The 12,620-nt window shown below is 41.7% G+C and carries 11 protein-coding genes; 6 read left to right on the top strand and 5 right to left on the bottom strand.

The window, feature by feature from the left end:
• Window positions 1–318: 318 nt before the first annotated feature.
• The 3 genes from PPIS_RS02685 to PPIS_RS02675 form a co-directional block, all read right to left on the bottom strand.
• A complete protein-coding gene (locus tag PPIS_RS02685; protein WP_249031242.1) occupies window positions 319–981 on the bottom strand; it encodes a CatA-like O-acetyltransferase in 663 nt (220 codons plus the stop codon).
• 31 nt (window positions 982–1,012) lie between these two features.
• Complete coding sequence (locus tag PPIS_RS02680) at window positions 1,013–2,053, bottom strand: Leu/Phe/Val dehydrogenase (protein WP_010369022.1); 1,041 nt, start codon at window positions 2,051–2,053, stop codon at window positions 1,013–1,015.
• Between the two features lie 431 nt (window positions 2,054–2,484).
• Window positions 2,485–4,011, bottom strand: coding sequence for a fumarate hydratase (locus PPIS_RS02675; protein ID WP_010369024.1), 1,527 nt, complete (start codon window positions 4,009–4,011; stop codon window positions 2,485–2,487).
• Between the two features lie 164 nt (window positions 4,012–4,175).
• Between PPIS_RS02675 and pabB the strand changes: the two genes are divergently transcribed.
• The 6 genes from pabB to PPIS_RS02645 all read left to right on the top strand — a co-directional run bounded on the left by pabB (window position 4,176) and on the right by PPIS_RS02645 (window position 11,488).
• Entirely contained in the window at window positions 4,176–5,525 is a 1,350-nt protein-coding gene (gene pabB, locus PPIS_RS02670; RefSeq protein ID WP_010369026.1) for an aminodeoxychorismate synthase component I, read from the top strand.
• On the top strand, window positions 5,515–6,075 hold the full coding sequence (locus tag PPIS_RS02665; protein ID WP_010369028.1) for a CoA pyrophosphatase: 561 nt from the start codon (window positions 5,515–5,517) through the stop codon (window positions 6,073–6,075). Before pabB ends, PPIS_RS02665 begins: the two co-directional genes overlap by 11 nt.
• Window positions 6,076–6,243: 168 nt before the next feature.
• Window positions 6,244–7,620, top strand: a complete 1,377-nt coding sequence (locus tag PPIS_RS02660) for an L-serine ammonia-lyase (RefSeq protein WP_010369030.1) — start codon at window positions 6,244–6,246, stop codon at window positions 7,618–7,620.
• Between the two features lie 430 nt (window positions 7,621–8,050).
• Window positions 8,051–8,281: a hypothetical protein gene (locus tag PPIS_RS02655; protein WP_010369032.1), complete on the top strand. Its 231-nt coding sequence runs from the start codon at window positions 8,051–8,053 to the stop codon at window positions 8,279–8,281.
• 234 nt (window positions 8,282–8,515) lie between these two features.
• A complete protein-coding gene (locus PPIS_RS02650) occupies window positions 8,516–10,939 on the top strand; it encodes a S8 family serine peptidase (RefSeq protein ID WP_010369033.1) in 2,424 nt (807 codons plus the stop codon).
• Window positions 10,940–10,951: 12 nt separating this feature from the next.
• On the top strand, window positions 10,952–11,488 hold the full coding sequence (locus tag PPIS_RS02645; protein ID WP_010369036.1) for a hypothetical protein: 537 nt from the start codon (window positions 10,952–10,954) through the stop codon (window positions 11,486–11,488).
• Window positions 11,489–11,579: 91 nt separating this feature from the next.
• Here the strand turns inward: PPIS_RS02645 and PPIS_RS02640 are convergent, their stop codons facing one another.
• Window positions 11,580–12,095: a hypothetical protein gene (locus tag PPIS_RS02640; protein WP_010369038.1), complete on the bottom strand. Its 516-nt coding sequence runs from the start codon at window positions 12,093–12,095 to the stop codon at window positions 11,580–11,582.
• Window positions 12,095–12,616, bottom strand: a complete 522-nt coding sequence (locus PPIS_RS02635) for a hypothetical protein (protein WP_010369040.1) — start codon at window positions 12,614–12,616, stop codon at window positions 12,095–12,097. The genes PPIS_RS02640 and PPIS_RS02635 overlap by 1 nt, the downstream gene beginning before the upstream one ends.
• Window positions 12,617–12,620 lie beyond the last annotated feature (4 nt).

Genomic DNA, 12,620 nt, shown 5'->3' with positions numbered 1-12,620 from the left:
ATCAACTGTCCAATAATGCTAAATGCAACACGATGTGTCAACTTCACTGTGAAAACATTTTTTGTCAATAAATAAGTAATAATTATATACAAAACAAAAAATTAACATCAAAAACACAGCAAAAGATACACATCCTTTGTAAAACCAACCTTTTGCATACGCTGTTTACAATATTTTACATCAGATTTATTCCAATAAATTGAATAGATATTCCAAATAGAAATTATGAATAACCTATTAAAACAGCAGCATAAGCTAGATTTCTCATTGCACAGAACGCAAATTATTTCATCTTCTGCGAACTAACGCAAAATTTGTTTATCTGTCCCAAATCGCTTGATCTATTTTTTCCTGCAGAATTTGAACGAATTCAGCGACGTGTAGACCATCCATTAAGGCATGGTGGACTTCAATACAAAATGGCATCGTACCATCTGCTTTATTGTATTTTCCGAACACAAATTTTGGGATGCCGAAGTCATCTCGACTGTGTCTCGCATGACCAAAACTGGAAAAAGATAACCATGGAAGTATAGATACATGAACACAATTTGGCACCTGACTTTCCATTAAAAATTGCTCATTGACTAGCGGTCCATTTAGTTGCTCAGTTTTGCTATGAATATTGGCGCTAATAAAGCGGTTGAAATCACTTTCAGGTGCGAGCCTTACAAATCTAAAGGTTTCATCCCCTCGCAGAAAAACACTGCTAATTTCTACAGCATCATATTCAACCACCTCTCCTGCCTCTATACGGTAACGAATAGGGGTATAGCTTTGTAATGCCAGTTGTAGTGCGTATAGGCAACTAAGAGAAAACGGAACGGCATTACGTTTACTCATTTCGTAAACTCTTTCCATTTGTAAGCTGACGGTAACGGTGAAGTAAGGTTGGGCAAAATCATTGAAGAACGAAAAGTGTTCTTGGCGAGGCCAAGTATCAAGAGGTATTTTCTTTTTCATACAAAAAAAGGGGCGCATGCCCCTCTCTGGTAATTAAACGGCGATGTTATTATAGACCGTTTTCAATAATCTCTTGAGCTAATTTATCAGCAATTATATGTGTTGAAACTTTCTCATCTTCAGAACGCTTAAAGATTTCGGTTAGCGTGTCGTAGATACCTTCAACGTGTTTAGTTGCTGCTGCCTCATCATAACCTTCAGGTTTTGTTTCATAGTAAACATTGATGATTCCACCAGCATTAATCACATAGTCTGGTGCATATAAAATGCCTTTTTCACGAATGATCTCACCATGACGCGACTCTGCAAGCTGGTTGTTTGCACACCCTGCAATAATCGTGGCTTTAATACGTGGAATAGTGTCGTCATTTACCGTAGCACCTAGTGCACACGGCGCATACACATCAACATCTAAATCATAGATTTCGTCAATACCAACAGCAGTAGCATTGAAATCATTGACCACTCGTTGCACTGACTCTTCGTTGATGTCAGTAACAAATAGCTCTGCACCCGCTTCATGGAGGTGCTTACATAAAGTGTAAGCAACTGCACCCAAGCCCTGTACGGCAACTTTGATACCAGCCAAGTCTTGGTGACCATACTTGTGTTGGTAAGCTGCTTTAATTCCAAGGAACGTGCCTAACGCAGTAAATGGAGAAGGGTTACCGCTTTTACCTTCGAGGCCCATTACGTAGTTAGTTTCTTTATGCATTACCATTACATCACCGGTTGTGATGTTTACATCTTCAGCTGAGTAGTAACTGCCACCTAGGCGGTCTAGGTGTTTACCAAATGCTCTGAATAGCGCTTCTGACTTGATAGTCTTAGCATCGCCAATAATGACAGATTTGCCACCACCAAATGGTAAACGTGCAACCGCATTCTTATATGTCATCCCTTTAGACAGACGCAGTACATCATATACTGCATCTTCATCAGAGGCATAATTCCATAGGCGACAACCGCCTACCGCTGGACCTAGTTTAGTGTTATGTACCGCGATAATCGCTTTTAGGCCTGATGCTTCGTCTGAACAAAATACGACTTGCTCATGGTTATCAAATTCAACTTGGTTAAATACAGCCACTTTCTTCTTCTCCAAAAATTATCTATCCCATACGGGTAAGCTCTTAAGTGTGACTTTGCGTTCAATACCACACTAAGGGCAAATAGCGCTGAAATTGGCAAGACTCTATCACTAACTCTAGCACCATTCCACAAATTGAGATGATATAAACCCAATTCAAAGTAAATACGAATATTTAATTTAATAAAAAACCATATTAGAAAAAAACAAACCATTAAAAAATCAAATAGAGGAATTTTAATTCAAGTTATTGAACTTTTCTGAAGTTACTGTTTATGTAAACGGAAGGTAAACAGTCATTGTAAACATATCCATACAAAAAAGGAGGCGTATAGCCTCCTAAGTAGTACTTCGGCTCCCAACTTAACACTGAAACCGAATGTTTGAAGTGGAAAGTACCTATTTTGTACTCTCCATCAATGTATAGCTGATTAACTAAGTTTGCTATCTAACTCTTCAATTCGTGCTTTCCAAATTGCTGGGCCTTGGGTATGCGCATTCTCACCATTGCTATCAACAGCAACCGTCACCGGCATGTCCTCTACTTCAAACTCGTAAATAGCTTCCATACCTAAGTCTTCAAACGCTACAACACGTGATTTCTTAATTGCCTTAGCCACCAAGTACGCTGCGCCGCCTACAGCCATAAGATACACGGCTTTATTTTGTTTGATTGACTCGACAGTTGCTGGACCGCGCTCGGCTTTACCGATCATGCTGATAAGACCCGTTTTCTCTAACATTAGATCAGTAAACTTATCCATACGTGTAGATGTGGTAGGGCCTGCAGGACCCACGACTTCATCGCCAACAGCATCCACTGGACCCACGTAATAGATGAACTTATTAGTGAAATCGACACCTTCTGGCAAGCCTTGACCAGAATTCATCATTTCTTGCAGACGTTTATGCGCTGCATCTCGACCAGTTAAGATCTTGCCTGAAAGCAACACCGTTTCACCCATTTTCCATTCTTGGATATCTGCTTTGGTCAAAGTATCTAAATTGACGCGACGCGTATCTTCACCCACTTCCCAAGTCACTTCTGGCCAATCTTCGAGCTTTGGTGCTTTTAGATCTGCAGGACCTGAACCATCTAGTGTGAAATGTACGTGGCGTGTAGCCGCACAGTTAGGGATCATTACCACTGGCTTAGACGCTGCGTGTGTTGGTGCTGTTTTGATTTTAACGTCAACAACGGTTGTTAAACCACCAAGGCCTTGTGCGCCAATGCCTAGCTTATTTGCACGTTCAAAAATTTCTAGACGCAGCTTTTCTTCTGCAGTTTCGGCGCCACGTTCCATTAGCTCATGGATATCAACCGGATCCATTAAAGATTCTTTTGCCAATACAGCCGCTTTTTCTGCTGTACCACCGATACCTATACCTAGCATACCCGGAGGACACCAACCAGCGCCCATTGTCGGTAATGTTTTTTCTACCCATTCTGCAACATCATCTGATGGATTTAGCATCACCATTTTAGTTTTGTTTTCAGAGCCGCCCCCCTTCGCTGCAATCATCACTTCAACTTCAGCACCAGGTACTAAATCAATGTGTACTACCGAAGGCGTATTGTCTTTGGTGTTTTTACGGCTACCAGCCGGATCGGCAACGATTGATGCACGTAGCGGGTTATCTGGGTTCATATAGGCACGACGAGTTCCCTCATCTACCATTTGTTGTACCGTCAAGTCAGTTTTATCCCACTTAACGTCCATACCGACTTTAACAAAGCAGGTTACTATCCCAGTGTCTTGACACAGCGGGCGCTTACCTTCTGCTGACATGCGTGAGTTAATTAAGATCTGTGCAATTGCATCTTTCGCGGCCTTACTTTCTTCTTTTTCGTAGGCTTTTTCTAGTGCTTGGACAAAATCAAGTGGGTGGTAAAATGAGATATATTGAAGCGCATCTTCAATGCTATCAATAAAGTCTTGCTGACGGATTGTACTCATGACGGTTCCTCAATTTTCGACGGTATTTTTTGGTATTGAAACTTTCGCTGGCAATTGTTGTTATTCAGCGTCAGAAAGTCAATTTCAATACCTTAAACTATGGAATAGCAGGTAACTATGATAACCTCCCCGCCCGTTTGGGGCTAGCTTTGCAGGTCAAGTAAATGATAAACGAGCGAATAAACTGTACGAAATTAGACATTAGGCACAATGCACTAGAATTATTTGAACACTTTGCAAACGGATCTCAGGCTATCCTGTTAGATTCAAGCGATTCTGATCACATCAATAGTCGCTACGATATCATTGCGATTGCACCAATTAATTTACTTGAAGCTAAAGACGGAAATGTATTTTTAGACGGCGAACTACAAAGTGAATCTATATTCACTGTGATGAAAGATAAGCTTGCCCAGTATAGTAATTGCAGTGCTCCCCATGATTTACCTTTTAATGGCGGTTGGCTTGGTTATTTTGGCTATGATCTCGGCCGTTATATTGAACACATACCACATTGTGCAGAACATGATATTCGGCTCCCCGATGCCTGTGTTGGCTTGTATCCAGACGCGTTAATTTATGACAAAGTACACAAAGCTTGGTTTTATGTGTCGCAACCTGATACACAAAGGCTAGAAATGTATTTGCAGCGGCTCGAGGACACCTCAGCGTTCGAGCCATTTAGGCTGACGTCACAGTGGCAGTCAAACATGACTAGAGCGCAATACGAGCAAAACTTTGAGCGCATTCAATCTTATTTGTTAAGTGGCGACTGTTATCAAATAAACCTAGCACAGCGATTCAGTGCTAACTTTGAAGGAACTCCGTGGCTGGCGTACAAAAAGCTTCGAAGCCACAACCAAGCACCTTTCTCAGCATTTTTTAACTTAGGCAATAGTGCCATTGTTTCCGTGTCGCCAGAGCGCTTCATCCAAGTTAAAAACAATATTGTAGAAACTAAGCCGATTAAAGGCACCTTGCCAAGGTTACCAAATACTGACGCCGATAAAGCGCAAGCTGAAAAACTGAGAAACAGCAGCAAAGATCGAGCTGAGAATGTCATGATAGTAGACCTACTACGTAACGACTTGGGTAAAGTGGCCAAGCCGGGTTCTGTTGCGGTTCCATCACTCTTTGCAATCGAAAGTTTTCCTGCGGTTCACCATCTAGTCAGCACAGTAACGTCTAAACTAGCCGAGGGTAAATGTGCTGTTGATCAACTCGAAGCGGCCTTCCCTGGCGGCTCCATAACAGGTGCCCCTAAGATCCGCGCCATGGAGATCATCGAAGAGCTAGAGCCGCACAGACGCAGCGTTTATTGCGGCTCAATCGGCTACCTTAGCGCCTGTGGTAATATGGATACCTCTATCACTATCAGAACCCTAGTTTGTCATCAAAATAAGATACATTGCTGGGCAGGTGGTGGTATAGTCAAAGACTCTCAAGTACAGTTGGAATTTGAAGAGACTTACCACAAAGTGAATAAAATCCTCCCGGTATTGAATGAAGATTGATCAGGTTATATCGCAATTTATGCTGGCGCCCATCATGGCGCAAACACCAACTACACTGCATACTCTAAAGCAAAGTGCGGTGCTTATTCCTATTGTTGATGTAAACACTCGAGCCCACCTGTTGTTTTGCAAACGCAGCAGCGAATTGCCGAGCCACCCGAGTCAAATTTGCTTTCCTGGCGGCAAAGTCGAACAACAAGATAGCAATATCATCAATACAGCACTGCGCGAAACCGAAGAAGAGATAGGTCTGACAATCTCTGAGTCTCAAGTACTGGGCATATTGCCGTTTATGCAAACGCTAACCGGCTACCAAATCACCCCCGTTGTTGCTTCTGTACAACAAGATGCGACTTGGGTGAATCAAAGCGACGAAGTGCAACAAACCTTTACAGTGCCATTAAACCAATTAAGCACGGCCAAGAATTGGCGAACTTTCCATTTTACCAATAAAGGCAAACCAGTTTCACTCGACGGGTTTATGACACCGCACGGTTTACTGTGGGGCGCAACGGCAAAAATCGTCAAACAGTTCACCGCCCTATTTTAGCTCTTAACTGGTAAGACCTTTTTTAAAATCCCCCTCCACCTTGCAGATTAGAGACCTTTCTATCACGCTTACTGCAAAGCTGGCATATACTTTTGCCGATTATGGGTTACTTCCCTAAGTAGACACGTTATGATGGCGTCCGTTTTAAAGGCAATGTGAGTAAAATTTATGATCAGTGCATTCGATATGTTTAGTATCGGTATTGGCCCTTCTTCCTCTCATACAGTGGGACCAATGCGTGCTTCTAGGTTATTCGTACAAGACCTTCAGGCACAAGGCATCGTTGATGATATCACTTCGGTGAAAGTGGAACTGTTCGGTTCTTTAGGCCAAACAGGTATTGGCCACGGCTCTGGCAAAGCTGTTATTTTGGGACTTGCGGGTTACGACCCTGAGACCATAGATGCAGATCTAGTACCAGAGATCTTAGAAACCATAGAAAATGAACAGGTTATCTATCTCGACAAGCAACATAAAGTAAAATTTCCTAAGCAAGGCGCGATTGTTTTTCACCGTCGCAAAACGCTGCCTAAGCACTCCAATGCAATGGAAATAAAAGCGTACAAAGGCGAAGAGCTTGCTCATAGCCAAATTTACTATTCGATTGGTGGTGGCTTTATCGTTACCGATCAGAATTTTGAAGCTGAAAAGCAAGCTGCGCTAGATATCAGAACAGAAAACCCAGCACCTTACCCATTCAATTCAGCCGCCGAGCTACTGGAAATGTGTAAAGAGTCTGGGCTTAGTGTGTCTTCGTTAATGATGGCCAACGAGAAAACGCTACGTAAAGAATCTGAAATCAAAGAAACGCTATTCCACATCTGGCAAGTAATGAAAGCGTGTATTGAACGTGGTATGAAAACCGAAGGTATTTTACCAGGCGGTTTAAAGGTTCGTCGTCGTGCACCTAGCCTGTATTTAAAACTCAGTGTAGAAACGCACCAAGATCCACTGCGCGCAATGGATTGGGTGGATTTGTTTGCACTGGCAGTCAACGAAGAAAATGCAGCGGGCGGCCGCGTAGTGACCGCACCAACCAATGGTGCAGCTGGTATTCTTCCAGCGGTGTTAATGTACTATCACACTTTTATCAAAGAAGTGGATATAGAGATTGCCACACGTTATCTACTTACCGCAGCGGCAATTGGGATCTTATATAAAAAGAATGCCTCAATTTCTGGTGCTGAAGTAGGATGTCAAGGTGAAGTAGGTGTTGCGTGCTCAATGGCTGCTGGCGCGCTAACCGAAATAATGGGTGGTAACGTTATACACGTCGAGAATGCCGCCGAGATTGGTATGGAGCATAATCTGGGTCTTACCTGCGACCCTGTCGGTGGGCTTGTGCAAGTTCCGTGTATTGAGCGTAATGCGATGGGCTCTATTAAAGCTATTAACGCATCTCGCCTTGCTTTACGCGGTACGGGCGATCAAAAAGTATCACTAGATAAAGTGATTAAAACGATGCTTGATACCGGTAACGACATGAAAACCAAGTACAAAGAAACCGCACGCGGTGGATTGGCAGTAAATATTATTGAGTGCTAACTGACAATTGTCAGTTCACTTTATAGATGACTTAATGGCATCATGATGGCAAATCATGATGCCATTTTTTATGGTGTATACAGATTAAATTACTGATTTTAGTTTACTCTTTATAAGCATGAATAATTAACTTTAGACCAGAGTAAGCGGTAAAATAGCGCATTGTGGTCAAAACCTTTATATAGCAACTGCCTGTTACAACAATAGAGTTTTTATGGTGACAGCACTTAATCACCTTGCAAACGCAAAAGTATCTATTGTCATTTAGTCAAGGCAATATGTAGTAACCATGGAATAATTTCTACAAGATCCATGATAAATAAGCATTATCAGAAATTCAGGCTATTTACATCCATACGGTAATAGATGGATAAAATACGACTAAGCTAAATATCAACATCAATTATCAACAAAAAGGAGTAAATTGATTATGTCCGGCACTACGATGGTTTTTTTAATTGTACTTATTAGCGTTGGTGGAGGCATACTTAGCGAAATGTATAAACGCCGTTTAGAATACAAAAAGTTAGATTCGCAAAGCCAAAAAGAACGAGACCAGTTGCACACAGAGCTTAATGCTTTGAAATCAAGAGTTGCAATTCTTGAGCAGATTGTGACCGACGAAGGTTATCAAGTTAAAAAGGATATCAACAATTTATAATAGCTTCCCGCCAATGATTACAGACAAACAGGTTAAATACTCCTCTAACCTGTTTGTTTTTTCATCTTTCTCAGCTACCATTTACATTCGTTTTCAATGCCATTAACTACTTGAAAGTATGAATAAAAAATAATTTTTATTCACATCGTTATTACAAACAAATAAATTATAAAATTGCTAACATAAATTTACTTGAGTACATTTGTTGCCGTAAAGAGTACAAAGGTAAATAACATGAATAACAATAAATTTAAATACACGGCGCTATCGACAGCGATAGTTTTAGCCCTATCAGCCTGTGGTGGCAGTGATAAAGATAATGGCAACACTGCGCAACAAATTGACCGTTCACCTCAAGCTGGTGTGACTCAGCTAGAGAATGTGAAACACTGGCAGACCATTTCAGGTACAATTCAGGCTTCAGATCCAGATAGTGATAACCTTTCAATCGCAATATTTGATGGCGAAACTGAGATAACACCGGTAGACAATGTTTATACATTGCCACACGGTGTTTTAACACTAAAGAGTATCTCTACGTTTGATTACTTGCCGCTTACAGGCGAAGCAGCAACAATTAAATATACCGTTACAGCCAAAGGTAAATCTGCAAATGGTAGCATTGAGATCCCAGCATCAATTACAGATCCGCTTGCAAACCAACAGTGGCATTTAAGAAACACTGAACAGTCAGCATTCTCACAAAGCGAAGTGCTCGTAGAACAAATGGCCAAACGTAGACTGGGTAGTTCTGCATCTGAAGATGAGCTCAAAGCCGAAGAACAAAAACTTAGAGATTCATTCGTAGGTAGCAAAATAGCAGGTAACGACCTAAATGTCGCAGAAGCACATGCGTTAGGGATCACAGGTAAAGGCATCATTTCCGTAGTTGTTGACCACGGCACAAATATCGGCCATGAAGATTTGAGCGATAATGTACTTTCAGGTCGTTCAATTAACCTTCTTCCGAATGCAAGCGATCCTACCGATCCGACTATGACAGGATATTGGACTGAGCAAGAAGACAAAGACGGTAATATCGAAGAAGTATACGAAAAAAATGATATTGAAGCGCACGGCACCGCTGTTTCAGGGTTAATCGCAGCTAAGGGGTGGAATGGACTCGGCGGGCGAGGTGTAGCTCCGGACTCAAGCCTTATTAGTATTAACTACTTAGATTATCAACGCGGTGGCCTAATAGATTTAGCCATTATTCACGGCATGGATGGTAGCGGTATCCGTAAAGATGAAAATGTCTTATTTAACAGAAGCTATGGCTATAGCCCTGCCCATTTTTTACCAGAAAACGAAGTTAGAGAATCACTCTTCGCCTATGCACCTTCAACTCTAAGAGACGGTAAAGGAGCCTTAAGTATCGTCGCTGCTGGGAACGAGTTTGTTAATGGTTCACATAATGGTGACTACTGTAAAAGAACGAATGTCGCCAGTATCGGATTAGGCTGTATTGATGTAAACGTTTCTCAAGCCAGCCGCTCGCCGCATAGCTTAACAGTTGCAGCTGTTGCTGCAAATGGTAAGAAGTCGAGTTACTCTTCTGCTGGTAGTGCTCTATTTATTTCAGCTCCAGGTGGTGAATACAGGGCATTTGCTCCTGCGATGGTCACAACAGACGAGATGACATGCTTGGAAGGCTATTCAAGCTTTGCAGGAGTAGAAGAGCTGTACCAGTATGGCTCGCAAGCATTTGTTGAGGCCTTTGCCAACTTCAATTACCCTGGCCATCCACAGAATGCAAACTGCAATTATACAAATACAATGAATGGTACTTCTTCAGCCGCTCCTAACACCTCTGGTGTGATTGCTTTGATACTTGAGGCCAATCCAGATCTGAGTGCAAGAGATATTCGTCATATTTTAGCTACGACAGCGGTCAAGAATGACCCAGAAAATAGTCAAGTTAAATTAACAACACCAACCGGCGAATTCATTGCACATTTAGGTTGGGTGAAAAATGCTGCAGGTTACCATTTTAATAACTACTATGGGTTTGGCCTTGCGAATGCAGGCAAAGCAGTCAAAATGGCGATGAACTACAAGACCGACTTAGGCACACAAATTTCCTCTGAGTGGATCGATGCTGGTAGTCAAATATTGGAAACCAAAATCGATGCTAATGGGTTCCCTGAACTTGTCGCACCAACAACCCCAAGTTTGAACCTTACGATTCCAGATAACGATGCACAAGGTGTTACACATAATATCGTATTAGATGATGAAATGACGGTAGAGTCGATGCAGTTCCGCTTTACGATTTCAAACCCAGAAATGGCACTATATAATAATCCAAGTATTCCTGGTGATACCGCGAGCTCTGCTGGTACTGATCTAGCACTTGAAGTAACTTCTCCATCGGGTACCAAGGCAATTGTACTTGCGTCTAAACATGCCCACTTAATGCCCGCAATCCTAGATGGTTACTATCGTTCAGGCTATGTGCAACTACCTTCAGTACACTTTTTGAGCAATGCATTTTATGGTGAGCAGGCAAAGGGGACTTGGACTGTAAGAGCCGTGGACACTGATAAGCCGGACCAAGTAAACTATTTAAATAGGGCTAATAAAGCGAGTATTGTATTTGCAAACTCAGAACCTTCGACTCTTGAGGGTTGGGGTTTAAGAGTTATCGGGCGTAAGTAAGAGGTAATTAAAATGAATGTAAAAAAACTATTTTTGGCTTCTGTCTCAGTAATTTCAATGAACACACTAGCAAACGTCATGACCTCTGAGCTTAAGCCATTAGAACTAAAAGCCGTTGATGTAGCAACGTTGAAAAAAGTAAAAGATACCGCTGAAACCGCAGTTTTAACTAAAGAAGCAAGACTAAAGGCTCTACCAGCTGCGATTGCAGCACCCGAAAAGACAGTTAGAGTGCATCATGATATTGCCTATGTAAAATCAGCCTCGATAGGCAAAGTTGGTTATTATAAAGGAGATGTACTTTCCGACAAGCAAGGAAACAAGCGGGTAGTTTCTGGCAATCTGGAAATTAAGTATAATGGTGACCTGCAAAGTATTGCAAACAAGTTCGATCTCATTATTTTACGAGACTTCGAAAATAAGATTGCTCTAGTTAAACCAAGATCAAATAATATTGAACTGAATAATCTTGCACTGGAACTAAGCAAGTTAGAACAAGTTGCAGTTGCTGAGGTTGAGTTACTTGGCAGCTTAGAGCGAGCGTTCTAAGCAAGACTGTTGCCACACTAAAAGAAGGCCAGCTCTACAATAATTCAGAGCTGGCCTTGTTGTCTTTGACTACCACTAAATAAACGTAGCGCTAGTATGGTTTGTTGATAGTCAAATTAAGGTTGATATCTTGTATACGTGTATAAAAAGCACGCGATAAATTCCCAACCTTTGTTAAGACCAACTTCCCAGATCCACAACCATCTGGTACCGCTATTGATCTAGTATTGATATATGGCGTCGCCGAATAGCTAACCTGCTGATATCGAACACCAAACGCCCTATCTTCAGCAACTAAGGTATTTTCACAATACAACTGAAAGTCCATTGCAAAGTTAGACGAATACCACGCACTATATACTGAACCGCTGAGGTTAAAGTCCAATATGCTGTTTTGGCCGATAATGAGTGTCTCAAAGGGAAACTCATATCCAGTTTCAGCATACTGGGGTTCGCCATCTTTAACACTATATCGCTCTTTGATAACGGCAAAGTCGGATTTAGTCAAATTAATGGTTTCACCAGTAATAACAGTTGGTAGTGCAACACAGTGAGTACTCACCGCGATACTGCCAAATAATACAAGTGAACAATATAACTTGCTCATTAGCCACCTACCACTTCGATGACTTTAACTCGCAGCTTCATATCGGTATAAATCGTGTAAAACTGACGGCTTAAATTACCCTCTTTATTAATTCGGATTTTCATCTTTTTACACTGACCCGCTGTATTACGGATCTCACTGACTCTTGGCTTTGCGGTATAGGATACTTGGTCATACCTCACTCCAAAGGCAAAAGTCGCCCCAATTATTTGCTCAGAACTAGGATCATTGGTTGCATCACTGCAACTGACAAACATTGAAGCAAGCATATTGCCGGCAAACCATTTGGTCTTAATCTCTCCATCAACTTCATAGAGCAGAGACTGACCATAATCGCCCTCAACAAACAGCTCTTTCTCATAGCCTACCACTGCTGTAGTACTACCATATGGTTTAGTGATGGGCGTAAAGTCAGAGAAGTCCAATTGGTATATAACACCACCAACATGTACTGGGTTTGCATTAGTAATTGCACTAATGCAGCAAAAAGCAACGCCAGAAAGCAATTTTCTAACCATCATATAC

The sequence above is a fragment of the Pseudoalteromonas piscicida genome (assembly GCF_000238315.3).
Lineage (GTDB): Bacteria > Pseudomonadota > Gammaproteobacteria > Enterobacterales > Alteromonadaceae > Pseudoalteromonas > Pseudoalteromonas piscicida.
This window is presented reverse-complemented; position numbering and strand designations above follow the sequence as displayed.